We start from the raw sequence: 23,916 nt of genomic DNA on the forward strand, positions 1-23,916 counted from the left end.
GTTTCATTGAAACCTAAATTGTTTCCGAAGAAACTATTTGGATTATCATCAACGAGTGCCCACACAGATTGATAGGTTCTTATTTTTAAAGAGCTTTTCTAACATTTTCAGCAACTTAGTTGCTCGTCGTTAGGGGTGCGTATCTTACTTTACACCGTGAGAGAGTCAAGCATTTTTTTCAAATTCTTTTTTCTCTCTTCCCGACTCGCTATGTGACTTTCGTCTCACTCCGTGTCGGTGGATGCGCAGTATAGGGGGTTGAGAAATTAGTACAAGCGTTTTTTGCAAATAAAAAACCAACCGGTCACAAATTAGCCAAAAGTGCGATATTTGCATATTTCTTCGTCACATTTGAGACATATCACAGCAATTGGTTGGAAAAACACCAACCATATACGTAAGATTCATGTGTCTATTCTGTTAATGGACAATCGATCTCTTTATCACTATGTGTAGTAATTAAAATGACGTCTAAAAAAAATCTGATTTTATGTGTTGGGCTGGCCATCGTTGGGGGAATCATTTTCTCTCAATTCATCATCCCACCAGCCTTGAGCTTCCTCATTGGTGTTATCGCTACTGCTTTTCTTTTTTCATTTTCTAGCAAAACACCTGTTCTTCAATCTTCGGAGCCTGATCCTTCAACTAAAACGCTGTATGTCGGCAACCTTCCTTATAAGGCCAATGAGAGTCATGTTCGCGATTTGTTTGCTGAATATGGACAGGTCTATGCAGTACGCTTAATGAAAGATAAGCGTACTGGAAAAAGAAGAGGGTTTGGTTTTGTAGTGATGGCTGCGGCAGATGCCAAGCCAGCTATCGCTAAACTTAATGAAAAGGAATATATGGAGAGAACGCTAAAAGTGAGAATTGCGAACGATCCTAAACATCCGGATGGTGGTAAACCTGAACAGGATTAAAACCTAGCTTCTTTAAACAAATGTTCAGTGCATCTTCCTGCCAAGGAGTTGCACTGGCATAAATCGACTTACTTCCCTCTTCTGTATCCTCAATTTCATCACTTAATAGCAATGCTTTTACTCGACGTGCAATCGCTGCGCCTGAATCAATTAAAGTAACGTCCCCACCCAAAGCTTGATGAATCTCCTCTTTGATTAAAGGGAAGTGAGTACAACCGAGCACCGCAACATCGACTTTATCGCGAAGGGGAAGCAGGATATTTGTCAGTTCGTCGAGAGAAACGCTGTTGCCTCGCAACTTCTCTTCGGCCATATCTACCAAGCGAGTTGATCCCACCAGCTCAACTGGTTTGCCTTGCGCAAAGTCCCGTATTAACTCGTGAGTATATTGGCGTGTTACTGTCGCCGGAGTGGCGATCAGCCCTACTCCTTTTGATGCTAATAGCGATGCGGGTTTAATCGCAGGGACAACACCAACAACGGGAATCGATAAATTTTCGCGTAAGGAAGGAAGCACTATGGTGCTCGCCGTGTTGCAAGCAATGACAACAATGTCGACTTGGTGTTCTTCGACTAATGAAGAGACCAGTTGGTTAACTCGTGAAACGAGTACAGCCTGATCGAGTTCACCATAAGGGTAAGCCTGATTATCGAATAAGTATAAGTAGTCTAGCTGGGGCAATAGGCGATGTATCTCTTGGAATACAGAAAGGCCACCAACACCGGAGTCAAAAACTAGGACTTTTTTCTTACTTGCTACTCGCACGAGCCTTACCTAAAGAACAGAAACGTTGCGATCATACTGCGTAGATTTGTTTTGGCAATGCTTTAGCATGGTATCTTTGATGGCTGAATCTATCTCCAGATTCTACATCTCGCTTCGTCAACTCGATATGTCCTTGAAAAGATGGCGAAGACGTGACCAATGTGTGAAATTCACCATTTTCCCCACAGGGATCAATTTGACTTGGTAATGACTCTATTAGGGCTTTGTCATACCAGCGACCACACCATTCTGGAGGGAGAACTCTTCCGTCGATGGTGATTAACATCGTTTGAATACCACGCTCTATGATTTCCATCGCTAGTTTTTCGCTGCTCTCCCCTAATAGAGGAAAGACGCATTCCCAGCCAACAGGTTCAATATAGCTGCGTCGGTAATCGGCAATGCCATTGCAAAACATATCACCAAATGCGACAGCTTCTATGTTCAGACCACTACTTTGTAATGCATTAACGATGGTTGATTGATAAATTTCGTTACTCGGAAAGACTTCAGGCAGTTCGATAGTAATGAGCGGAAGCGCAAGTAAGTCTGCTTGCATTTGTACAACCTCAAGCGGAGTTGCTTGAAAAGGGACTTCTTTTCCTACGTAAGTCGTGTACAAACCGACAACTTGATAATTTGGATTCTCGTTAAGGCGCTCAAGCGTTAATGTCGAATCTTTACCGCTGGACCAACTGATCACCACTCGCTTGGGTTTCTTCATTCGATTTTCCACCACAAAATATTAAAAACCGCCCGAAGGCGGTTTGTGCTCATTCACGATTAGAATTCGTAGCCAACGTTGAGATAGTACGCTCGCTCTGCAGCAGGGTAACCTTTTGCCATCTCATACTCTTCATCAAGTAGATTATCGATACGAGCGCTAATAGAGGTCGACTCATTCGGATAGTAAGTCACCGCCGTATCAACCAACGAGTAAGAAGAAAGTGTAATATCTTGTGAAGGCCAAGTGCTGTAATCCACATCTGGACGCTTACCGACGTACTGATAGCTAACCGACCAATCCACTTTATCGAAGCTCACTAAAGCATTCCACTTATACATTTCTTTAGCGCGGCGCTGCAACTGATGCCCTTTATCGTCTTCGGCATCTTTGTAATCTGCACTCAACTGGTGCTGCACAATCCCTGTATCAAACTCAGCAACAAGCTCCACACCTTGGATATGTGTTTCACCATCGACATTCAAATATTTGTATGTGGTTGGATGGTAATCGATAAGATTCGTGATTTTATAGTCATAACCCGTTACGGACCAAAAAACGCCTTGGACATCACCGCTGAATGCTAACTCCCAAGCATCTGACTCTTCCGGCTTCAGATCTTTCTCACCGTATGTTGGGTCATACTGTTGATATAGGTTTGGAGCCTTAAACGCAGTACCAAAAGAGGCTTTAACCCCAAACTCTGGTACAAACTGGTAACCAGCCGCTAAACTGTAAGTGAACTCACTACCGTATTCTTCGTTATCATCAAGGCGAGCACTGCCCTCGAGCATTGCTTTATCAATACTAGTGGTTGCCATACCAAACAGAGCGCCATTGGTACGATCAAACGTTTTATTCGCACTCTTGTCTTTATAAGACTCGTTGCGCCAATCAATACCACCAGCCAACGTCGTATTGTTGTTTAGCAAGTAACTGTTGGTCCACTGGACATTTTGCTGCTCAAGTTCATCTTCAGTACCTGAGTGTTTGCCTTTTGCTTGCTCATAGTTCCAAGACTTCTGTTTCTGTGCTGTTACTTGTAGTTCTGACATCACATTATCAGACTGATACTTACCGCCCAGAGTGACAGAAAGATCGTCTTTTTCTGCTTCGTAGTAACCGCGACTGCCGTAGCTGCTGTCATATTGATAAACATTTTCGTAAGCACGTAGGTTACCAAATGCAGACCACTGGTCATTGAAGTTATGCACGTAACCTAGCAGACCATTCTTTGTATCAAAGCCATGGCGATCGCCGTCATTAACTCCCGGTACAGGACGAACGTTATAACCATCATCACTTTCACTACCAAGCGCGATATTTAGCTGGCCGCTCTCTGTGACTTTAATACCAGATGCCACACTCAATTCTTGATAATCTAAACTACCTAAACCCGCACTTAACTTCGTTCCTTCTTCGTCAGCACGCGCAATGGTGATGATATTGATCACGCCACCAATCGCTTCTGAGCCATAAAGTGACGCACGCGCACCACGCACGTACTCAATACGTTGAACGTAAGTAAGTGGGATTTGGTTAAAGTCCACAGCGCCCTTCGCTGCTCGTGCAAAACGTACGCCATCAACCAGTACTAAAACTTGGTCGGAACTGGTTCCACGAACAAATAAAGACGCTAACTGACCACGACCACCATTTTGTGAAACTTGAATCCCCGTAAGGCGACGCAATACATCTGGTAGGGTTTTCGCTTGAATGCGATCGATGTCTTGTCGAGTAACTACTTCGACATCTGCCAACGTACGGCTTTCGGCTTGCTCAAAACGGTTTGCAGTAACAACGATGGTTTCGTCAGTGGAGGTTTCTTGGGCCTGTAGATAAGAGACAGGTGAAAGCAGCGATGCCAAAGTTATCGCCAGTGCGGATTTTCTCATTGTATTGTCCTAAATCGCGTAATTCCTTCCGAGCCCTGTCATCATGACAGTCCAGTGCTGTGGCTCAGTTGTTGGCAGGTATTCGGACTCAAGAGCACGGGTGTACCGCCTACTTGCTCGACTTCCCACATAAACTAATGCAGTGTCTGATGAGCGTTCGTTCTCTTTTACCGCTGCGCGTCAGTTCTGGATTCACACCAGATTCCCATTTCAGCCATCTAGATTGCTAGATAGCACCAACTTGAGGCAAATATTATTCAGCTATTGATTATTTGTCCAGCCAATATTGCCCTTAGAAGTTGTAACGTTTTGATTGATTTTGCTTTCTACTCTGCCTGTACGCACTATCTTTAAATCAATTCCAGTACAAAACTGGACATCCTATTGAGATTGAATAAAATCTGCGCTCTTAAATTGAATGCACCATAAAAGGTAAGATCATGGCTACTCTTGATGTAAACCCACAACGCTACCAAGAACAACTGGCTGAAAAAGTCGAACGTCTCACGGATATGTTCGCGCCATACAACATGCCAGAACTGGAAGTGTTTGAATCACCAGAGCAGCACTACCGCATGCGTGCTGAGTTCCGTGTTTGGCATGAAGGCGAAGATCTTTACTACATCATGTTCAACCAAGAAACTCGTGAGAAGTACCGTGTTGACCAATTCCCTGCAGCAAGCCGTCTGATCAACGACCTGATGCCGCTATTGGTTGAAGCGATGAAAGACAACGACTCACTACGTCGTAAACTGTTCCAAGTGGATTTCCTATCGACGCTAAGTGGTGAGATTCTGGTCTCACTCCTTTACCATCGCCAACTTGATGAAGAGTGGATTGAAAACGCGAAAGCCCTTAAACAGCGTTTAAATGATGAAGGCTTTAACCTAAACATCATTGGTCGCGCTCGTAAGATGAAGATTGTCCTAGACCGAGACTACGTTATCGAGAAGCTCGATGTAAATGGTCAAAGCTACATCTACCAACAAGTAGAGAACAGCTTCACTCAGCCGAACGGCAAAGTCGCAGAGAAGATGCTGGAATGGGCGGTCGACTGTACCCAAGAAAGCACTGGCGACCTACTAGAGCTTTACTGTGGTAACGGTAACTTCTCGCTGGCGTTGGCACAGAATTTCGACCGCGTACTGGCAACTGAGCTAGCGAAGCCATCTGTGGTATCTGCACAGTACAACATCGCCGCCAATAAGATTGATAACGTACAAATTTTACGTCTATCAGCAGAGGAATTTACTCAAGCGATCGAAGGTAAGCGTGAATTCCGTCGTCTACAAGATGCAGGTGTAGATCTGGAGAGCTACAACTGCAACACGATTTTTGTCGATCCACCACGTGCTGGGATGGATGTCGATACTTGTAAGATGGTGCAAGGTTACGAGCGCATCATGTACATCTCTTGTAACCCTGAGACTCTAAAAGAGAACTTGGACATTCTATGCGAAACACACAACGTGACGCGTTTTGCTCTGTTTGACCAATTCCCTTATACCCACCATATGGAAGCGGGCGTGCTATTGGAACGCAAAGCGTAACCCACTGCGTCAAATACAAAAAAAGCGAGCTCAATGGCTCGCTTTTTTGTATTTGATTCGTTTTGCTTATTCCGCAGAAGTCTTCTTGCTGACAAAACCTAACTTCTTACCAATCCATGCGAGTAAGATCATTGAAACCATGATCGCAAAGAAGTTTGAGCCTGCTTCTGGGTATTGCGCCTTAATAAACGCAGAGTGGCCAAACGCACCTACGAAGAAACACGCCAAGCCAACTAATGGGATATCTTCTGATACCGGATTATTTAGGTACTCTTGGTAAAGAGCTTGTACAGCCAGTACGAGTGCAATCAATGGGAAGATTGAAAAAGACACTTCACTCATGGTCAACCATGACAACAAAGCATCACCACACATACCTGCAACCAGTGCCAAAATCAGCGTTTTCTTTTCAGATTTATTTCCATTCGACATTATTCTATCCCGCCTTTTAATCGGTTACGTTCACGTTCTTTGCGATACCAATAGGCCCCTTTGGCTATCATTCGCAATTGCATGATCAATCGCTCGGCGAGTTCATCGCGCTCACGTCGATCTAAATCTAAAGCTTCAGCTCCCGAACTGAAAACCAAAGTCACAGACGCTTCTGCTTGAGTATACGCCTCTTCTCTGGTCACGCCGGTGCTCATTAAATACTCGGTTAATTCTGCCGCAAAATGCTGGATTTCTCGAGCAACAGCGGTACGAAATTCAGCAGAAGTGCCGGAGCGCTCACGCAACAACAAACGAAAAACGTTCGGACTACTTTCAATGAATTCCATAAAGGTTTCGACCGAGGTACGAATTACGCTACCTTCTTTCACAATACGTTGACGCGCCTGACGCATCAGTTGACGTAGTAGCAAACCGCCTTCATCAACCATGGTTAAGCCTAGCTCATCCATATCTTTGAAGTGGCGGTAAAAAGAAGTCGGTGCAATCCCTGCCTCTCGGGCGACTTCTCGCAAGCTAAGGCTGGAAAAGCTGCGATCCGCACTTAATTGACTAAATGCCGCATCGATCAATGATCGACGTGTCTTCTCTTTTTGCTGTGCGCGGATTCCCATCGATTTCATTCTTAACTTGCTCTTTTTCTGTAGGGTACAAGAGCCTCAATATAACGCAATTTGCTCCTACGGAGAAAGATATGTTGCTTCGCTCGCTCTGAGCGCCGAGAACGTTACTATTGGCATGCATCTAATTGCAATGTTCTCGATGCAATTTATAGACATACAACATACCAAATCACCCTTTTGGTCGATTCTGCGTGATCACTTCCACTCTCTAACAGGCATGACGTGTACCAATAGAGTAAATGAGTTAAAATCGCGCTAAAGCAATGTTAAGCAAATATAACAAGGAAGGCATCATGGCGCATGTTAATCACTATGACGTGATCGTAATCGGTAGTGGCCCTGGCGGAGAAGGGGCTGCAATGGGATTAACCAAAGCGGGACTGAATGTTGCCATTGTCGAGAAAGAAAGCAGTGTCGGCGGCGGTTGTACTCACTGGGGAACTATTCCATCTAAAGCACTGCGTCATGCCGTTAGCCGCATCATCGAATTTAATAGCAACCCGCTATTTTGTCGAAACAACACCAGCGTTCATGCAACATTTTCTGACATTTTAGGTCATGCTAAATCGGTCATTGATAAGCAAACTCGACTTCGTCAGGGCTTTTATGACCGTAACTCATGCACACTTTTGTTCGGAACCGCGCGATTTATCGATAACTACTCAATTGCAGTGATGCAAAGCGACGGTACAGAAGAAATCTATTCTGCAGATAAGTTTGTCATCGCGACGGGTTCTCGTCCGTATCAGCCTAACGACGTAGATTTCTTGCATGAGCGCATCTACGACAGTGATTCCATTTTGAGCCTGAAACACGACCCTCGCCATATCATCATTTACGGTGCGGGCGTTATCGGTTGTGAATACGCTTCTATCTTCCGCGGCCTTGGAGTGAAAACCGACCTTATCAATACCCGAGACCGCTTGTTGGAGTTTTTGGATAATGAAGTGTCAGATGCGCTGTCTTACCACTTCTGGAACAGCGGTGTAGTAATTCGTAATGATGAGACCTATGAAAAAATCGAAGGCACAGAAGATGGCGTGATTATTCACCTACAATCTGGCAAGAAGATGAAGGCAGACTGCTTGTTGTATGCGAATGGTCGAACAGGTAACACCGATAAGTTGAATTTGGGTGCAGTGGGTCTGGAAGCGGACTCTCGCGGACAACTAAAAGTAAACCGTAACTACCAAACCGATATTGAGCACATTTACGCTGTAGGCGATGTCATCGGTTACCCTAGCCTTGCAAGCGCCGCTTATGACCAAGGGCGATTTGTCGCACAAGCCATTACGAGAGGTCAGGCAGAAAACTATCTGATTGATGACATTCCAACAGGTATCTACACCATCCCAGAGATTAGCTCTGTGGGTAAAACCGAGCAAGAGCTAACAGCTGCGAAAGTACCGTATGAAGTAGGACGCTCTTCGTTCAAGCATCTAGCTCGTGCACAGATCGCAGGAAAAGACATCGGTAGCTTGAAGATATTGTTCCATCGTGAAACCAAAGAAATTTTAGGGATTCACTGTTTTGGCGAACGTGCCGCGGAAATTATCCACATCGGTCAAGCCATTATGGAGCAAAAAGGCTCAGCGAATACCATCGAGTATTTCGTCAATACCACCTTCAACTATCCAACAATGGCCGAAGCGTATCGTGTCGCTGCGTTGAATGGTTTGAACCGCTTGTTCTAATCTATGCTTCTTGATAGCAGACAGAAAAACAGCAGGCTTGGACCTGCTGTTTTTATATCAACATTGTGCGAGGAAGGTATCCTTGTGCCATTGATAGAGAAAGATAACCCCTAAACCAATACCCCGCATCAACATAAAGCTCGTCATTGCAAACCACAGCGCGTGATTTTCCCACTCGGCGAATAAGTAAAAGACAACGAAGAAACTGCTGGTCGCGACAAACATACTATTGCGCATGTCTTTGCCTTTGGTTGCACCGACAAAAATGCCATCCAATAGAAAGCACCACATCGACGCAAGTGGCATCACCACCAGCCAAGGTAGATACACCGCTGCTTGCTGTTGTACCACCTCAATTGAAGTGATCATGGCGATCAACTGCGATCCCGCCAAACCAAAGAGCGCGGTCAGTCCTAAGCAAATAACCAAACTCCAAAAGAAAGTGCCGACAAGCGATGCACTCAATTGTTGCCTATCTTTGGCACCAATCGCCTTCCCGACCATGGCCTCCATTGCATAAGCAAAGCCATCCATGCCATACGAGATAATCATCAGGAAGCTCATCAGAACCGCATTTGCAGCGACAACCTCATCACCAAAGCTCGCACCTTGGAACGTCATAAAGCTAAAAGCCGCTTGCAGACACAAAGAGCGTAAGAAAATATCACGATTCAATTTCACGAATCGCCCTAAACCGTGTTGAGTGCTGGTTAGCAACTTTTGAGGTGATGGTAATTGCCTCTCTCGCCAGGTTTTCCAGACACACATGAGACCAAAACCCATGCCTGAGTAGTCAGCAATCACCGATGCCAGTGCAGCGCCTTCTACTTTCCACCCCAAACCAATCACAAACAACAAATCGAGGACAATATTCGTCACGTTAGTGATGATCACCATCCACATTGGTGCTTTGGAATTTTGCGTTCCGAGCAACCATCCCAACAACACAAAGTTCATTAGCGCAGCGGGGGCACTCCACACTCGGATAGAGAAATATTGCATGCCGTAGTGCTTCACTTCAGCACTGGCGTCACTCCAGCCAAAGATCAAATCAGCAATCGGGTTATGGGCAATAAGGAAGACTAACGCAAACAGCAGCGCCATAAGTGAGCCTTGCATGAACACTAAGGCAAGTTGCTTTCGGTCTTCACCGCCATAGGACTGCGCCGCCAACCCAGTAGTCGACATACGCAAAAAACCAAGCAGCCAAAATGTCACGCTGATCATGGTACTGCCCAACGCAACACCGCCCAAATACCAAGCGTGGTCTAGATGACCAATCACCGCAGCATCGACCAAACCGAGCAATGGAACAGTAATATTCGACAGCACCATAGGTATCGCTAAAGCTAAGACTTGGCGATGAACTTTTGGGTTAGATAAAGGAGAGAAGATTGAATTTGTCACAGGCACCTCATCAGTAAGATCGACGAGTGTACCTGAGCGCTTAACGACTAGCCAATTACCACTTGATATGAACGAGTACTGGCGTGAGGCGATGCTTCAACATTGGAATCTTATTAAGCCAACGCTGCCAAGCTTTCCAACGAGAACAGAATCTATCGAATGGCGAGAAAGCTTTCACCCACTGTGCCCATGGTAACCATTGCAATATCTGTGCTGCAGGCGCTTCAAAGCCATGAGCATAACGATCAGAGCCAAGCTTTTGTCCCCACTTGGTTTCCGTTAAATCTCCTGCCAGCACCATACACAGTTCAGCAGAAACAAAATGTCGACCTAAGGTTTGAATAAATTTCGCGACTTGACGCTCTGTGCAATCGAGCAGTGCCATTTCACATAAAATGAGTACCGGTGCTTGCTCTGGAATGGCTAACGTCTCTAGCCACGACATTTCATCCACACTGCCACAGCGATGTTCATAACGTTCATTTTTGTGGAACAAACGCTGACGCCATACCAAATTTTCCGTCACATCCAGCTCTATCCAATGGCAGCGTCCATTATCCAAACGATAAAAGCGGGTATCCAACCCCGCTCCAACATTGATTATCCAAGCATCGGGATACTGCTGTAAGAAGTGACTAACCTGCTGGTCACAAAGCTGAGTCAGCGTCACGTGCAGCAATTGCTTCTGCGCAATATCACCACTCAAACAATCCGGCGCCATCTTACAGCTCAAACACGCTTTAGCAGCTATCGGATCGTACACCAAGCCATTGTCGACCATGCTTTCACGGCTACGCAATAACAGTGGCTTTAATAAATGGTTAGGAACTTGATGTTTAGACTGAGACATGGGCATTTCCTGCGCCAGAGAGAAAACATAGACATTAATAAAGATGATAATGAATATCAATTACATTATCAAGCTTATAAATTGGTCAAAACAAACAAGGTCAAGATGATGAGCAAGCTTTTGGAGGAAGTAGAAAAAGAGAAAAGACAAAACAGCCCAGATCAACTAGGCTGCTTAAATACACTTACATCCAATCGGTATTACGAATAATACCAACGGCTAAGCCTTCAATCGTAAGGTGCTGAGACGTTAAGTCCACTTGGATTGGGGCAAACTCTTCATTCTCAGCATGCAGTAATATGGTTGAACCTTTGCGCTCCAAACGCTTCACAGTCACATCATCATCAACACGCGCAACGACAACTTGACCGTCTCTCACGTCTTGGGTTTTATGCACCGCGAGCAAATCGCCATCCATAATCCCGATGTCTTTCATACTCTCGCCATTTACACGAAGTAAGAAATCCGCTTGCGGTTTGAACATCGCAGGATCGACTTGGTAGTGCGCCTCTACGTGCTCTTGAGCCAGAATTGGCTCACCCGCTGCGACTTGACCAATCAAAGGCAAACCCTGCTCATCATTGGCTGCGTCTTCAAGCAGGATACGAATCCCACGAGAAGCGCCTGGAATAATTTCAATTGCTTGCTTACGAGCAAGCGCTTTTAGGTGTTCCTCTGCGGCATTCGCAGAGCGGAAGCCAAGCTCACGCGCAATCTCTGCACGAGTTGGTGGCATTCCGGTGTCATCGATTTTACTTTTGATCAAATCGAAGACTTGTTGTTGGCGTGGCGTTAACGGCTTCATGTCTCACCTGTCTTTTTATACAGTTAACTGTGAGTATATCCAGTAAATGCTCAAATGAAAACCCAATTGGTTGTTTTTTAATTTATTTGTGGGGAGCTTTCAGCTTACCGATTAAGTTCATTCTTTATTCGTTTAAAACACCGACTTTTCAGTTAATCAATTCAAAGCAATAACTTAGGGGTTCGACTAATTTACAGCCAATAAAATTAAAAGGTTTGACCAGTTTCTGGTATCCTTGCAGCGCTTAAATTTTATCGCCTAGGCTTATTTCTATTGCCGTACTCATCTCTTTTTATAGAGAAGACATGCAAAGCGGAAACTGAAATAAGGTTAGGCCTGTTTGAATACCTATTGAGGCTGTGAACTTTATGTCTTCTGGACAATCATTTTCACGTTCATTACTAAAACTACCTTTATCGGTACTGGTAAAGGGCACCGCAATCCCGTCGAACCCGATTGAAGATCTGAACATCGACCTAACTAAACCGATTGTATATGCCCTGCCGTTCCGCTCGAACGTGGATTTGCTGACACTGCAAAAACAAGCCATGAGCCTTGGTCTACCCGACCCGCTCAGCCCGCTGGAAATCAATGGCAAAACGCTGAACCGTTTCGTCTTTATCGCTGCGCGTCCAACTGTGATGAACAACGATAATGATGTCCCAACCGATTCTGTCTCTCTGTTCACTGACTTACTGGAACTGCACAAACTGAATAGTGAGTTGGATGTTCAAATGATCCCTGCAACCGTGCTTTGGGGTCGTAAGCCAGGTAAAGAAGAGAACCAAAAGCCTTACCTTCAACCGATGAATGGTCCGCAAAAAGCCAAAGCAGTAATGGCGGCGGGACGCGACTGCTTAGTTCGCTTTAGTCCCGTGGTATCTCTGCGTTATATGGCAGACTCTCACGGTACCGACAGCGCAATTGCGCACAAACTGGCTCGCGTGGCGCGTATCCACTTCTCACGCCAGAAACTGGCTGCTTCAGGCCCAAACTTGCCACAACGCCAAGTGTTGTTTGCTCGTTTACTAAAATCTCCAGCTATTGAACTGGCGATTGCTGACGAAGCCAAGAGCAAAAACATCTCGATTGATAAGGCACGTAAAGAAGCCCACGACATCATGGATGAAATTGCTGCCGACTTCTCCTATAGTCTGGTGAAAAACGGCGACCGCATCCTGAGTTGGTTATGGACAAAACTATACCAAGGTTTGCACATCAATAACGCCTCGACTGTGCGTCGTTTAGCGCAAGACGGCCACGAAATTGTGTACGTTCCGTGTCACCGTAGTCACATGGACTACCTGCTGTTGTCTTATGTTTTATACCATGAAGGCATGGTGCCTCCGCACATTGCGGCAGGCATTAACTTGAACTTCTTCCCGGCCGGTCCTCTTTTCCGTCGTGGTGGGGCGTTCTTTATTCGTCGTAGTTTTAAAGGCAACAAACTATATTCAACCATTTTCCGTGAGTATCTAGCAGAGCTGTTTGCCAAAGGCTATTCAGTCGAGTACTTCAGTGAGGGTGGTCGTTCACGTACAGGTCGCTTACTGCAAGCGAAAACGGGTATGCTGGCTATGACCATCCAAGCAATGCTACGTGGTTTAAACCGCCCAGTAACGCTAGTGCCGGTCTACATCGGCTACGAGCACGTAATGGAAGTGGGCACTTACGCGAAAGAGCTGCGTGGCAAACGCAAAGAGAAAGAAAACGCAGGGCTTGTACTGCGTACTCTGCGTAAACTGCGTAACTTTGGTTTGGGCTATGTGAACTTCGGTGAGCCAATTCAGCTCAACCAATACTTGAACGAGCATGCTCCTGAGTGGACGAAAGACATCGACAGCATGGGTGGTAACAAACCACAATGGATGAATCCTGTGGTCAACGACCTTGCTAATAAGATGATGACGCACATCAACGATGCGGCGGCAGCAAACGCGTTGACCTTGTGTGCAACCGCACTGCTTGCTTCTCGTCAACGTGCACTTTCTCGTGACTCGCTGATCAATCAGATCGAGTGTTACTTAAAGCTACTCAAAAATAATCCGTACTCAAGCACCTCCACTATCCCTACCGAAAGTTCTGAGGAGTTGGTCGATCATGCAATTTCGCTTGATAAGTTCGTGATTGAAACCGATAGCATGGGTGACATCATTTCGCTGGACCGTAGCCAATCGATCCTGATGACTTACTATCGCAACAACATCATTCACTTGTTCGCTCTGCCGTCATTAATTGCCCAAATGCTCATTCGTCAGCGCAACCTTTCGGTAGCCAAGATTCAAGCGAATGTCGCGCAAATCTACCCATTCTTGAAGAAAGAGCTGTTCTTAAGTTACCAAGAAGACGAGTTAGATGAATTGGTCGTTAAAACACTGCATGAATTTGCCGATCAGAAAATGATTAGTCTTGATGGTGATAAGCTAGAGATCAATCAATCGAACAACCAGCCTTTGGTTCTGCTAGGTCGTACGATAACTGAAACGCTGCAACGCTACTCTATCGCGATGAACTTGCTTGTTGCTTACCCTGAGCTGGGTAAATCGGACCTAGAGCAGAAGAGCCAAGATATTGCTCAACGCCTAGGGCGTTTGCACGGTATTAATGCGCCAGAATTCTTCGATAAAGGTGTGTTTACCGCGATGTTCAATACGCTCAAACAGCAAAAATACCTCGATAACGATGGTAACTGTGACACGAAGAAAACGCAGCAATTTGCACGGCTACTGTTCACTCTGCTTTATCCAGAAGTGAAACTGACGATAGAAGAGAGTATTCACCAACTTCGGTCGTAACCGTTTTACCTTCGTCCAATAAGAAAAAAGGCATCCAATCGGATGCCTTTTTCTATTTCTTCGCTTACCAAAATGCGACCAGTAACCCTATCGCTATCACCATGCCAACATAATTGTTGTTAAGGAAAGCCTTAAAGCACAACTCACGCTCACGGTGACGAATTAAGTGCTGCTGATAAACAAACAACGACGCTGCAATCAAAAGGGTCCAGTAGTAACTTTGTCCCAATTGGTAGAACTGCCCTAACCAAACCAGCATCGCGAGTGTAATCAGTTGCAACACACCAATAATAAGCTTGTCATGACGACCAAACAGAATTGCCGTCGATTTAATGCCAATCTTTAGATCATCATCTCGGTCTACCATCGCATATTGAGTGTCGTACGCAATGGTCCACAAAGCGTTAATGAGGAACAAAAACCAAACAATCAATGGTAATTCCCCAGTTTGTGCAGCCCACGCCATTGGAATCGCCCAGCTAAAAGCCAAGCCTAAAAATAGCTGTGGAATATGAGTATAACGCTTCATAAATGGATAGATGAACGCCAACACAATGCCAGCGAAGGATAGCTGAATCGTCAGCGGGTTCATGGTCAGCACTAACAAAAACGAGCTGATACCCAAAACCAAAAATAATCCAATCGCTTCTTTTGCTGTCACTTTCCCTGATGGCAGTGGACGTTGCTTAGTACGCTTTACATGGCCGTCGACTTTGCGATCTGCAAAATCATTAATCACGCACCCCGCACTACGCATTAGGAAAACACCCAATACAAACACGATGAATACATCCCAACTTGGCATCCCTTGGGCTGAGATAATTAGCGCCCAAATCGTTGGCCACATCAGTAACAGTGAACCAATCGGGCGATCCATGCGCATCAGTTGCCAATATGCTTTGGCTTTTTCTGCGGACATTTACACTGTCTCCTTAGCGTAAACTGGTGAATTAGATAAGAATAACTCGGCGACTAGCATCGGTTTGTGATTCATCCACAACCTTGAGCGTCGTGCTAACAAACGTCCTTCTGGTACGGCTACCCATCCCATTTGCAAAGAGTCCCGCTCAACGTTATCTGCGCTAAACACAGTTAGTCCTAATGGGATATCCCCTTGTTGAGCCAAATCATACTGCTGATCAACTAAGGTTGAACGAGGAATCAATGTCCGCCCAATAACCCAGTTATTATTGTCACCGCACAAAATTACCTCTCTCAGTAAGCAATCTTGTTCGGACAATAACTGGCTTTCGTCCTGTTTTAATGTCGCTGCAGTGACGATCTGATTTTGTAGCAATTCTACCGTTAACGCTTGGCAGTGCTGTTTTAAACGACGTGACAAAGACCCTTGCTCTTCAAGCCAATGCTTGGCAAATTCATTTGGAAATTCGAATTCTTCGGGGTTTTGCCACTCTACTTCCAATAAAGAAGCAAGATAGAGTGATGTTGGCTGATTCATACTAGTATTCAATTGGAGGCTTTATGCGTACAATAAAGCAACAACTTACCGTCCATAGTAATGTATGTAACCGTAAGTTCCGTTATTTGTTATAGACGGCCCATTGTATCAAGACTGAAGCGATTCGAATATCGCGATCCAGAGAAAGAAAAGTTAGAAATATGTACAAACGTTATATAGCCCAAATTATTTTTGCGTTAACCATACTATTCGCCGCACCAAGTTGGGCTGAAACGGAAGAAGCTGGACCTAAGTTGGCATACTTTACCCTAGAGCCTGACCTCACTACTAACTTTTACACCAAAGGCAAAAAGTTAGGTTATGTGCAAGTGCGCATCGACATCATGGTAATGAGTCAACAAGATTTATCAGTTGTTGAGCATCACCAACCTTTGATTCGCGATGCAGTGATTGAATTATTGGGTAAGCAAACAGAAGATACGATTAAGTCCCTTTCTGGCCGAGAAGATCTGCGCAAAACTTTAGTGACGACCCTCAACGAAACGCTTTTGCCTGAAACAGGTAAAACCATCATTGCCGATTTGTTGTTTACAAAATACCTTTATCAATAAACCCAAATCCGTTTTGAACATAAAAAAAGACCGCTCTTGAGCGGTCTTTTCATTTCATCGGCTTTAGGCTTGCTGTTGGTATTTCATCTTGCCTGAATCAAACAGCGCAATCACCATCCCCGACAGTAGCCCAACTAAGTGAGCGGTGTTTGCAATCGCCATAAATGGCTGCACAAAACCAAGAACTAACCATACCAACATAAAGACGATGATTGGCTTGGGTAGCGTAAGGCCTAAATGTGGCAAGCGGTAACCCAGTATCCACAAATAACCAAGCAGTGCATAGACCACACCAGACAAGCCGCCGAAGTTAGCCCCTTCAACATAGAACTGGCCTGCCCCTGAAAGCGCTGCCGACACCACAAAGAGTTGCAATAGCTTACCGGAACCGAGACGACGTTCGATGTCGCCCCCCAACTGCCACCACCATAGTAAGTTAAACACGATGTGAGTTACTGAAAAGTGCAGTAACGCATGACTTAGCCATCGCCACACTTGCCATTGTTGCCCCTCAAAAGCCGGGAAGTGCAACAACTTAAACACGCCATTGCCAAAGCCAAACATTTGTAACAAGTAGATGATGATACAGACTGTCATGATCAGCAAAGTCATGGGGCCAGCTTTCGCTTTGACCATGCTCATGATACTCGGGCTGGAATAATGAAATGTGCTCTTACGAGTATCGGCAACGTCCCACGAGGCGGCGCTGTATTTTGAATCAGACGGGTTAGCAAGGAACAGCTTAAGTTCGGCTTCCGCTTCTATTTCATGCTGGCTATCAGTCAGCCACAGCGCAAATTGCCCATCCCCTTCAGGCATCATTTCGATGTCAATTTGGCGAGAGGCCATATAATCAATAAAGGCTTGCGCCATACGTGGATTATTTAACGTTACCAATCTCTTCATTAACTTCTCACTATCGGTAGTTCTGCTCGATGCCAGGCTTCAAAGCCACCATCTACACTGTACACCTGTTCAAAGCCTTGGTTAACTAAATATTGCGCCGCACCTTGGCTACTAATGCCGTGGTAACACATCACTAGAATAGGTTGTTCGAACTCCACTTCATCCATAAACGCAACGATCGTATCGTTAGTTAAGTGATACGCGGACTCCGCATGCGCAACGGCAAACGATTGAGGGTCACGGATATCTACAAGCTTCGCATCACCCTGCTCGAGCAGCGCTTGCGCACCTTGTACATCGATATGCTTAAACTGATCCATTTACTTTCTCATTGTCTTATTAATATACCCAAGCAACCTCGAACCTAACGTACTAATCAGCACCCGTGGTACAGCATAAAATCCATATTTGAAGCTGCTTGGGTATACTGCCGCTATTGTAACCTATCCAACGGCAAACTTAGACACATGGATAATCAGGGTTTTCAAAAGTGTACACATTCCAACCATTTGTGGATAAAGCTGTGAATTGCGTTGATAAAGTGTATTTGGATCTTTTGATCCACAATATGTAGTGATGATCCTGATCTAACTGTGTGTATATCTATAACTATCCCCAGATGGAAAAGTGCTTGAATCCCTTGTTTTGTCCGGGTTTCGAACAGTTGATAAATAATTACTTCACAGAGTTATACACAGGTAGCACATAAAATCCGGATCGCAAACGCTATCGATTTTCGATCGACAATAAAAAAGCCGAGATCACATGATCTCGGCTTTCTATGAAAATCTTACTTTCAATTAGCAGTGGAAATTAAAATTCACCCACGGCCAATTTTAGTTTCTTCATTGCATTTTTTTCTAGCTGGCGAATACGCTCGGCAGAAACACCGAACTCATCAGCTAAGTCTTGCAATGTTGCTTTCTCATCATCTAACCAACGAGAACGCACGATGCGCTGACTACGCTCATCCAAACTCGCTAATGCATGACCCAAGCGATTGTTGGTGTGCATTTCCCAGTTGGCGGCTTCAATGTTGTCGGCCACATCAGACGATTTGTCTTCTAGGTATAGCATCGGCGCTGTGTAAGCGTTTGAACTGTCGTCTTCATCAGTTGGCATATCAAAGGTTGAATCCACCGCCGCTAAGCGTGATTCCATCTCGCGAACTTCAGAAGGCTCAACACCTAACTCGCGCGCAACGGTTTCCACTTCACCGTTGTTAAACCAACCCAAGCGCTTTTTCGACTTACGCAGGTTGAAGAACAATTTACGTTGCGCTTTAGTGGTCGCAATTTTCACGATACGCCAGTTACGTAGCACGTATTCGTGGATCTCTGCTTTGATCCAGTGGACAGCAAAAGAAACCAAGCGAACCCCTACTTCTGGGTTAAAACGCTTAACGGCTTTCATTAGACCGATGTTACCCTCTTGCACAAGATCCGCCATTGGCAAACCGTAGCCAGAGTAACCACGAGCAACGTGAACAACGAATCGTAGGTGCGAAAGAATTAGACCTTTTGCAGCCTCAATCTCACCTTTATAGTGTAATCGTTCTGCCAGCTCACGCTCTTCGTCTGCAGTCAGCATTGGGTAGCTGTTTACTGAGCGAATATAGCTATCAAGGCTATCTTGCGTGACTAGAGCCATCGGATACGCTTCTTTTGTCATTCAATTCCTCATCAATCTCTGATCTGGAGCATTACATTGCAATTTAGCTTCGATATCTTGAACTCAAAATGAACAAGTTTCAAGAAGGGGAAGCAATTATCCATAAACATTTGGTCTAAGCAAGGGTTCAAAATTAGCTAGTGCTAATGAAATCCAAGTAATAAGACCGCCATCACTTAAACTGGTTCAATTTCTTTTAAATGTCGTTGCGCAGAAAAGCGCGCCGCAATACATCCCAAAAGACTCCCAATGATGATTAGTAACAAAGATTCATCCCAACTTAGACCAATCAGGCGGAACTGGCTATCGTACAACGCAGCAAGGTCTTCCACCGCACTATTCATGACAATGGTCACTAAAGCCGTTACCAACCACGCAATAGTGGCACCTAACACGCCAAACCACATACCTGTGTACAAGTAAGGGCGCAGAATGAAACTGTCCGTCGCACCGATCAGTTTCATGGTTTGAATCTCTTCTTTATTCGCCAGCACATTAAATCGCAATGTATTGCCAACGATTAAAAATACCGCACCGAGCATCAGCACTGTCAGGGTAATGACAATAATACTCGCGAGAGTTTTGATGGCATCAAGACGCGCTAGCCAGTCTTCGTCAAGTCTCACGTCGGTCACATCTTGTTGCTCTCGAACGTCTTTGGCTAATGACTGAATATCACTTTTTAGCTCCGAATCTGGCGTAATCACCAACACACCAGGTAGCGCATAGCCACTTAAGAGGCTGATAGCTTGGTCGAACCCTGCATATTGGCTTAAATCAGATAGACCTTGTTGCGGTGAAATATACTCTACCTCTTTTACCAAAGGCCAAGTTTCAATTTGATCTTTGAGAACCATCACTCGTGCATCCGGCATGCCTTCAACTAAGTAAGCACTAACTTGTGAAGGAGAAGCGACATCTTCCGCTGCCCCCGCAACGTTTTTCCCCAATAGATACAAACAAGCTGGCATGGCAAGTGCCATGGAGATGACCGCTAGGGTCAGAATGTTGCCTAGTGGTCGTTGCCATAAGGCGCTAAAAGAGGATTTAGCTTGTTTTGCATGGACAGAGAAAAAACCATCGGTATTCGCACGCTTGGCACTGCGGCCTTTCCCCTTCTTTTGGGAGTGCTTGTTACCTGCCATAGTCTTCTACCTCACTTAGGAAGCCTTGGTTCAATTCAAAATGACGATACTGTGGGCGAGTGTTTACTAACCCCACATCGTGCGTGGCAAGTAGGATAGTCACGCCCGCACGGTTAAATTCTTCGAATAGACGCAACACACGGTTGGATAATTCTGGGTCAAGGTTACCCGTAGGCTCATCAGCCACCAGCAACGTTGGTCGATTAACCACAGCACGGGCAATACCGACGCGCTGTTGTTCACCACCAGAAAGTTGACTAGGTAGACAACGAGCTTTATCGAGTAAGCCCGTTTTATCTAACGCCGCAGAAACACGGCGTTTGATTTCGTTTTCAGAAATCGATTCGATACGCATTGGCAGAGCGACATTGTCGTACACACTGCGATCCATCAATAGGCGATGATCTTGAAAAACAATCCCAATATTGCGGCGCAAAAAAGGGATGTCTTTGCCTGGAATACGCGTGATGTCGTGGCCATTAAAATGGATTTTGCCATCGGTTGGTCGCTCTATCGCGCAGATCAATTTCAGCAAGGTACTTTTACCAGCCCCGGAATGTCCGCCTAAAAACGCCATTTCACCGCGCCTCAGGTGAAAATCGACTTTTTGCAGTGCTTGTCGACCACCTCGGTAAGCTTTGCTTACTTGCTGAAATTTGATCACCGTTGATTTCCTCTAACTCTTTTTATTCTTCACGACTAAACAGTGCGTCAATAAACTCTTGAGTTTCAAATGGACGCAAGTCTTCGATACCTTCACCCACACCAATGTAACGAATTGGAATACCGAACTGATCAGCAATAGCGAAAATTACGCCGCCCTTGGCTGTACCATCCAGCTTAGTCAAAGTAATCCCGGTTAGAGGGGCAACATCACTGAAAAGTTTCGCTTGGCTAATGGCATTTTGTCCTGTACCTGCGTCAAGCGTTAGCATGATCTCATGTGGTGCAGATTCATCAATTTTCTTCATCACACGTACAATCTTACGCAGCTCTTCCATTAGGTTCGCTTTGTTCTGTAGACGACCTGCTGTATCAGCAATCACCACATCCACACCACGTGCTTTTGCCGCTTCAATCGCATCATAGATAACAGAGGCACTGTCTGCGCCAGTATGTTGAGCAATCACAGGAACATTATTACGTTCACCCCACACTTGTAGCTGCTCAACCGCTGCGGCACGGAAAGTATCGCCCGCTGCAAGCATCACTTTTTTGCCTTGAGTTTGGAACTGCTTCGCTAGCTTACCGATGGTCGTGGTTTTACCCACGCCATTTACACCCACCATCAAGATGACGTAAGGCGTTTTGTTGCTATCGATTTCTAGTGGCTGTTCGACTTTAGAAAGAATCTCAGCCATTTCTTCTTTCAACAAACCATAAAGGGCTTCGCCGTCTTTCAGATCGCCACGTGTGGCTTTTTCTGTCAGGTTGTTGATGATTTTTGTTGTGGTATTCATGCCCACATCAGCAATAAGCAGTTGCTCTTCTAGCTCTTCAAATAAGTCTTCATCGATTTTCTTACCGCTGAACAGACCGAAGAAGCCAGCACCAATATTTGCTTTTGTTCGGCTTAGGCTGCGTTTAAGACGAGCAAAAAAGCTTTCTGTTGGCTTTTCTTGTTCTTGAACACGAGGCGCGGCCGATACGACTTCTGGCTCTTCTGCTTCTGCTTCTGCTTCTGCTTCTGCTTCTGCTTCTGCTGGGGCAGCCTCTGATTGTTTCGCTTCTTCTTCAAGTTCTGGCGTTGCTTCCGCTTGCTCAGCAACCGCTTCGGTTTGCTGCTCTTCAGAAGGCGCTTCCACTGCTTCTTCTTTTACTGTTTCTTCAGTTTTTGGTTTTGGGCTTTGTTCTTCGTCACCAAAACCTAGCCACGAAAGTAATCCGCGCTTCTTTTTTTCCGTCATCTGGGGCTATCCTAGATTGTTCTTTTATCTATTAATGACTCTTTTTTGACAAGATTATTATCTGTCTAAAAAAGGCTAATGACAAAGTTCTGAAAACTTTCCGATTAGGTAATTCTAATCTTATTAGTGTTACACTCTGTCATCTTGAATATTCTGGGCTGTATCCAAGCTCCAAGCTCATTGCTTGGGCGATTAGATATAGTATCACTTTATTAGCGGTCAAAAAATCTATGGTAAGACGTCGCCAGCAAAACTCATCACAAAAAAAGCCAACAACGGGCTTTGTTCGCATTATTAGTGGCTTATGGAGAGGCAGAAAACTTCCTGTACACGATGCTGAAGGCTTACGCCCCACGACCGATCGCGTCAAAGAAACGCTGTTTAACTGGTTAGCTCAAGATGTACCACAGGCAAAATGTCTCGACTTGTTTGCTGGCTCTGGCGGCTTGGGATTTGAGTCAGCTTCACGCCAAGCAGAGCAAGTGACCATGGTTGAGCTAAACCCACAAGCTTTCCAACAGTTACAAAAGAATGTTGCCTCTCTTAACGCGAACAACATCCAAGTGGTAAATACCGACGCACTGAGTTTTTTGAAGCAACCGGGTTCTGCTCACCATGTGGTGTTTATTGACCCACCGTTTCGCAAAGGTCTATTGGATGAGACCGTGGCTCTGCTAGAACAAAATGGCTGGCTCGCGGAAGATGCGATGATTTATATTGAAACAGAAAAAGAACTCAATATTGCCGACTTACCAGAAAACTGGCAATTACATCGAGAAAAAACAGCAGGCCAAGTGAGCTATCGTCTGTACGAACGTACCTCCGCATAACGCCTCGATTTAAAAGGATACTTAAATGAAAGCACTAATTATGCTGGCCAAAGCGGCTATCGCCTTTGTTTGGTTAGTATTAATCCTAAATATTTTTATGCCCTTTCCCGGCAATGCCGCGATTGCGCTTTACATCATGACCGCTTTTTTGTTCATCATGCACGGTTTACAAATGGCCATCTTCATTGGTGCATTTGGCGACAAAATAAAAATGAGTAGTTGGGAAAAATATTCAATACTGATTTTTGGTATTTTTGCCCTACTCGATATTCGTCGTAAACACATGATGTAATCGCTCAGATACGAAAAAGCCGCTCTTGTGAGCGGCTTTTTTCTGCGTTTCGTTCGTCACCCAATGTAACTTTTTACACCATCTAAGAACATTTGAGTGGAGATCATCACCAGTAACAAGCCCATTAAGCGTTCTACCGCCTTCAAGCCACGTTCACCCAACAAGCGATTAAAGAAGCCATAAAACATCAGTATAAAAAATGTTGCGCCCCACGCAATTACGACTGATGCTGACATTTCCAACATTTTCTCTGGATGTTGCGAAGACAGTAAAAGCAAGGCTGCAATCACTGAAGGGCCCGCGATCATAGGAATGGCCATCGGAACAATAAAGGGCTCCTCGCCTGCTGCCAGTCCAGTGATGCTGCCAGCACTCGGGAAAATCATCTTAATCGCAATAATGAAGAGAATAATGCCACCTGAAATGCTGAGCGTTTCTGGCTGGACATGCAAAAAACTTAAGATGCTTTGTCCTGCAAACAGAAACAACATCAAAATCAGTAAGGCAAACAGTAGTTCACGAATCAATACCTTACGACGACGCTTGGGATCGATATGTTTGAGAATAGACAACACAATCGGCAAGTTACCGAGAGGGTCCATGATTAGAAACAGCATGGTCGCTGCAGAAAGAATGTCCATATTCTGGCCTCACC

General features: G+C 45.1%; 24 protein-coding genes and 1 riboswitch. Of the genes, 7 read left to right on the forward strand and 17 right to left on the reverse strand.

All coding sequences use genetic code 11. The annotated features are described in order from the left end of the window. The first annotated feature begins 464 nt into the window (after positions 1 to 464). Positions 465 to 920 (forward strand): RNA-binding protein, encoded by a 456-nt coding sequence (locus R7E00_RS19620; protein WP_017821270.1) that lies wholly within the window; start codon positions 465 to 467, stop codon positions 918 to 920. Here the strand turns inward: R7E00_RS19620 and murI are convergent. Genes murI through btuB form a run of 3 tightly spaced genes read right to left on the reverse strand, consistent with a single transcriptional unit; the run spans position 883 to position 4,305 of the window. Continuing rightward, on the reverse strand, positions 883 to 1,686 hold the full coding sequence (gene murI, locus R7E00_RS19625) for a glutamate racemase (protein WP_047104461.1): 804 nt from the start codon (positions 1,684 to 1,686) through the stop codon (positions 883 to 885). The two genes, R7E00_RS19620 and murI, sit on opposite strands and share 38 nt — an antisense overlap. 31 nt (positions 1,687 to 1,717) lie before the next feature. Continuing rightward, on the reverse strand, positions 1,718 to 2,410 hold the full coding sequence (locus R7E00_RS19630; protein ID WP_005389693.1) for an ATPase: 693 nt from the start codon (positions 2,408 to 2,410) through the stop codon (positions 1,718 to 1,720). 59 nt (positions 2,411 to 2,469) lie between these two features. Next, on the reverse strand, positions 2,470 to 4,305 hold the full coding sequence (gene btuB, locus R7E00_RS19635; protein WP_005389692.1) for a TonB-dependent vitamin B12 receptor: 1,836 nt from the start codon (positions 4,303 to 4,305) through the stop codon (positions 2,470 to 2,472). A 55-nt stretch (positions 4,306 to 4,360) separates the two neighbouring features. After that, positions 4,361 to 4,561: riboswitch (cobalamin riboswitch) on the reverse strand. A gap of 184 nt (positions 4,562 to 4,745) precedes the next feature. On the opposite strand from btuB, the gene trmA reads away from it, so the two are divergent. Next, positions 4,746 to 5,855, forward strand: a complete 1,110-nt coding sequence (gene trmA, locus R7E00_RS19640; protein ID WP_206955044.1) for a tRNA (uridine(54)-C5)-methyltransferase TrmA — start codon at positions 4,746 to 4,748, stop codon at positions 5,853 to 5,855. Between the two features lie 66 nt (positions 5,856 to 5,921). Here trmA and R7E00_RS19645 read toward each other — a convergent pair whose 3' ends face one another. Both R7E00_RS19645 and fabR read right to left on the reverse strand, forming a co-directional pair. After that, a complete protein-coding gene (locus R7E00_RS19645) occupies positions 5,922 to 6,287 on the reverse strand; it encodes a YijD family membrane protein (protein WP_005378634.1) in 366 nt (121 codons plus the stop codon). Further along, complete coding sequence (fabR, locus tag R7E00_RS19650; protein WP_005378632.1) at positions 6,287 to 6,928, reverse strand: HTH-type transcriptional repressor FabR; 642 nt, start codon at positions 6,926 to 6,928, stop codon at positions 6,287 to 6,289. Before fabR ends, R7E00_RS19645 begins: the two co-directional genes overlap by 1 nt. Positions 6,929 to 7,191: 263 nt before the next feature. Here fabR and sthA point away from each other — a divergent pair, with 263 nt between their 5' ends. Then, a complete protein-coding gene (gene sthA, locus R7E00_RS19655) occupies positions 7,192 to 8,622 on the forward strand; it encodes a Si-specific NAD(P)(+) transhydrogenase (RefSeq protein ID WP_206960053.1) in 1,431 nt (476 codons plus the stop codon). Positions 8,623 to 8,679: 57 nt separating this feature from the next. On the opposite strand, the gene dinF is transcribed toward sthA, so the two are convergent. The 3 genes from dinF to lexA all read right to left on the reverse strand — a co-directional run bounded on the left by dinF (position 8,680) and on the right by lexA (position 11,684). Then, positions 8,680 to 10,029 carry an MATE family efflux transporter DinF gene (dinF, locus tag R7E00_RS19660; protein ID WP_054579651.1) on the reverse strand — a complete coding sequence of 450 codons (1,350 nt, stop codon included), beginning with the start codon at positions 10,027 to 10,029 and terminating at the stop codon, positions 8,680 to 8,682. A gap of 55 nt (positions 10,030 to 10,084) precedes the next feature. Further along, entirely contained in the window at positions 10,085 to 10,879 is a 795-nt protein-coding gene (locus R7E00_RS19665) for a class I SAM-dependent methyltransferase (protein WP_005378679.1), read from the reverse strand. A 184-nt stretch (positions 10,880 to 11,063) separates the two neighbouring features. Beyond that, positions 11,064 to 11,684 (reverse strand): transcriptional repressor LexA, encoded by a 621-nt coding sequence (lexA, locus tag R7E00_RS19670; protein ID WP_005378682.1) that lies wholly within the window; start codon positions 11,682 to 11,684, stop codon positions 11,064 to 11,066. A gap of 368 nt (positions 11,685 to 12,052) precedes the next feature. Here lexA and plsB point away from each other — a divergent pair, with 368 nt between their 5' ends. Beyond that, the gene (gene plsB, locus R7E00_RS19675) at positions 12,053 to 14,479 is read left to right on the forward strand and encodes a glycerol-3-phosphate 1-O-acyltransferase PlsB (protein ID WP_213907449.1); all 2,427 of its coding nucleotides are present in this window, start codon (positions 12,053 to 12,055) and stop codon (positions 14,477 to 14,479) included. A 64-nt stretch (positions 14,480 to 14,543) separates the two neighbouring features. On the opposite strand, the gene ubiA is transcribed toward plsB, so the two are convergent. Further along, positions 14,544 to 15,398: a 4-hydroxybenzoate octaprenyltransferase gene (gene ubiA / locus R7E00_RS19680; RefSeq protein WP_005378684.1), complete on the reverse strand. Its 855-nt coding sequence runs from the start codon at positions 15,396 to 15,398 to the stop codon at positions 14,544 to 14,546. Further along, complete coding sequence (locus R7E00_RS19685; protein ID WP_005378686.1) at positions 15,399 to 15,938, reverse strand: chorismate lyase; 540 nt, start codon at positions 15,936 to 15,938, stop codon at positions 15,399 to 15,401. Positions 15,939 to 16,099: 161 nt separating this feature from the next. On the opposite strand from R7E00_RS19685, the gene R7E00_RS19690 reads away from it, so the two are divergent. Next, positions 16,100 to 16,510, forward strand: coding sequence for a flagellar basal body-associated protein FliL (locus R7E00_RS19690; protein WP_005378687.1), 411 nt, complete (start codon positions 16,100 to 16,102; stop codon positions 16,508 to 16,510). A 63-nt stretch (positions 16,511 to 16,573) separates the two neighbouring features. On the opposite strand, the gene glpG is transcribed toward R7E00_RS19690, so the two are convergent. The 6 genes from glpG to ftsY all read right to left on the reverse strand — a co-directional run bounded on the left by glpG (position 16,574) and on the right by ftsY (position 22,139). Then, on the reverse strand, positions 16,574 to 17,416 hold the full coding sequence (glpG, locus tag R7E00_RS19695; protein ID WP_085570120.1) for a rhomboid family intramembrane serine protease GlpG: 843 nt from the start codon (positions 17,414 to 17,416) through the stop codon (positions 16,574 to 16,576). Beyond that, a complete protein-coding gene (gene glpE / locus R7E00_RS19700) occupies positions 17,416 to 17,736 on the reverse strand; it encodes a thiosulfate sulfurtransferase GlpE (protein ID WP_005378691.1) in 321 nt (106 codons plus the stop codon). The genes glpG and glpE overlap by 1 nt, the downstream gene beginning before the upstream one ends. Positions 17,737 to 18,229: 493 nt before the next feature. Continuing rightward, positions 18,230 to 19,087 carry an RNA polymerase sigma factor RpoH gene (rpoH, locus tag R7E00_RS19705; protein ID WP_005378693.1) on the reverse strand — a complete coding sequence of 286 codons (858 nt, stop codon included), beginning with the start codon at positions 19,085 to 19,087 and terminating at the stop codon, positions 18,230 to 18,232. Between the two features lie 176 nt (positions 19,088 to 19,263). Beyond that, on the reverse strand, positions 19,264 to 20,232 hold the full coding sequence (gene ftsX / locus R7E00_RS19710) for a permease-like cell division protein FtsX (protein WP_005378695.1): 969 nt from the start codon (positions 20,230 to 20,232) through the stop codon (positions 19,264 to 19,266). Next, positions 20,222 to 20,896, reverse strand: coding sequence for a cell division ATP-binding protein FtsE (gene ftsE / locus R7E00_RS19715; protein WP_005378697.1), 675 nt, complete (start codon positions 20,894 to 20,896; stop codon positions 20,222 to 20,224). The genes ftsX and ftsE overlap by 11 nt, the downstream gene beginning before the upstream one ends. Before the next feature lie 22 nt (positions 20,897 to 20,918). Then, positions 20,919 to 22,139 carry a signal recognition particle-docking protein FtsY gene (ftsY, locus tag R7E00_RS19720; RefSeq protein ID WP_054577273.1) on the reverse strand — a complete coding sequence of 407 codons (1,221 nt, stop codon included), beginning with the start codon at positions 22,137 to 22,139 and terminating at the stop codon, positions 20,919 to 20,921. Positions 22,140 to 22,369: 230 nt separating this feature from the next. Between ftsY and rsmD the strand changes: the two genes are divergently transcribed. Both rsmD and R7E00_RS19730 read left to right on the forward strand, forming a co-directional pair. Continuing rightward, positions 22,370 to 22,969, forward strand: a complete 600-nt coding sequence (gene rsmD / locus R7E00_RS19725; RefSeq protein WP_005378702.1) for a 16S rRNA (guanine(966)-N(2))-methyltransferase RsmD — start codon at positions 22,370 to 22,372, stop codon at positions 22,967 to 22,969. A 25-nt stretch (positions 22,970 to 22,994) separates the two neighbouring features. Beyond that, positions 22,995 to 23,261, forward strand: a complete 267-nt coding sequence (locus R7E00_RS19730) for a DUF1145 domain-containing protein (protein ID WP_005378704.1) — start codon at positions 22,995 to 22,997, stop codon at positions 23,259 to 23,261. 56 nt (positions 23,262 to 23,317) lie between these two features. Here R7E00_RS19730 and R7E00_RS19735 read toward each other — a convergent pair whose 3' ends face one another. Continuing rightward, positions 23,318 to 23,902, reverse strand: coding sequence for a YhgN family NAAT transporter (locus tag R7E00_RS19735; RefSeq protein WP_005389671.1), 585 nt, complete (start codon positions 23,900 to 23,902; stop codon positions 23,318 to 23,320). Positions 23,903 to 23,916: the final 14 nt, after the last annotated feature.

The sequence above is a fragment of the Vibrio sp. Vb1755 genome (genome assembly GCF_033338635.1).
Classification (GTDB): Bacteria; Pseudomonadota; Gammaproteobacteria; order Enterobacterales; family Vibrionaceae; genus Vibrio; species Vibrio alginolyticus.

What these genes read in the sequence shown, in the direction of transcription:
- R7E00_RS19620 (WP_017821270.1), top strand. Translation starts at nt 465, where the DNA reads ATGACGTCTAAAAAAAATCTGATTTTATGTGTTGGGCTGGCCATCGTT.
- R7E00_RS19630 (WP_005389693.1), bottom strand. Translation starts at nt 2,410, where the DNA reads ATGAAGAAACCCAAGCGAGTGGTGATCAGTTGGTCCAGCGGTAAAGAT.
- btuB (WP_005389692.1), bottom strand. Translation starts at nt 4,305, where the DNA reads ATGAGAAAATCCGCACTGGCGATAACTTTGGCATCGCTGCTTTCACCT.
- trmA (WP_206955044.1), top strand. Translation starts at nt 4,746, where the DNA reads ATGGCTACTCTTGATGTAAACCCACAACGCTACCAAGAACAACTGGCT.
- R7E00_RS19645 (WP_005378634.1), bottom strand. Translation starts at nt 6,287, where the DNA reads ATGTCGAATGGAAATAAATCTGAAAAGAAAACGCTGATTTTGGCACTG.
- fabR (WP_005378632.1), bottom strand. Translation starts at nt 6,928, where the DNA reads ATGAAATCGATGGGAATCCGCGCACAGCAAAAAGAGAAGACACGTCGA.
- sthA (WP_206960053.1), top strand. Translation starts at nt 7,192, where the DNA reads ATGTTAAGCAAATATAACAAGGAAGGCATCATGGCGCATGTTAATCAC.
- R7E00_RS19665 (WP_005378679.1), bottom strand. Translation starts at nt 10,879, where the DNA reads ATGTCTCAGTCTAAACATCAAGTTCCTAACCATTTATTAAAGCCACTG.
- lexA (WP_005378682.1), bottom strand. Translation starts at nt 11,684, where the DNA reads ATGAAGCCGTTAACGCCACGCCAACAACAAGTCTTCGATTTGATCAAA.
- plsB (WP_213907449.1), top strand. Translation starts at nt 12,053, where the DNA reads ATGTCTTCTGGACAATCATTTTCACGTTCATTACTAAAACTACCTTTA.
- ubiA (WP_005378684.1), bottom strand. Translation starts at nt 15,398, where the DNA reads ATGTCCGCAGAAAAAGCCAAAGCATATTGGCAACTGATGCGCATGGAT.
- R7E00_RS19685 (WP_005378686.1), bottom strand. Translation starts at nt 15,938, where the DNA reads ATGAATCAGCCAACATCACTCTATCTTGCTTCTTTATTGGAAGTAGAG.
- R7E00_RS19690 (WP_005378687.1), top strand. Translation starts at nt 16,100, where the DNA reads ATGTACAAACGTTATATAGCCCAAATTATTTTTGCGTTAACCATACTA.
- glpG (WP_085570120.1), bottom strand. Translation starts at nt 17,416, where the DNA reads ATGAAGAGATTGGTAACGTTAAATAATCCACGTATGGCGCAAGCCTTT.
- glpE (WP_005378691.1), bottom strand. Translation starts at nt 17,736, where the DNA reads ATGGATCAGTTTAAGCATATCGATGTACAAGGTGCGCAAGCGCTGCTC.
- rpoH (WP_005378693.1), bottom strand. Translation starts at nt 19,087, where the DNA reads ATGACAAAAGAAGCGTATCCGATGGCTCTAGTCACGCAAGATAGCCTT.
- ftsX (WP_005378695.1), bottom strand. Translation starts at nt 20,232, where the DNA reads ATGGCAGGTAACAAGCACTCCCAAAAGAAGGGGAAAGGCCGCAGTGCC.
- ftsY (WP_054577273.1), bottom strand. Translation starts at nt 22,139, where the DNA reads ATGACGGAAAAAAAGAAGCGCGGATTACTTTCGTGGCTAGGTTTTGGT.
- rsmD (WP_005378702.1), top strand. Translation starts at nt 22,370, where the DNA reads ATGGTAAGACGTCGCCAGCAAAACTCATCACAAAAAAAGCCAACAACG.
- R7E00_RS19730 (WP_005378704.1), top strand. Translation starts at nt 22,995, where the DNA reads ATGAAAGCACTAATTATGCTGGCCAAAGCGGCTATCGCCTTTGTTTGG.
- R7E00_RS19735 (WP_005389671.1), bottom strand. Translation starts at nt 23,902, where the DNA reads ATGGACATTCTTTCTGCAGCGACCATGCTGTTTCTAATCATGGACCCT.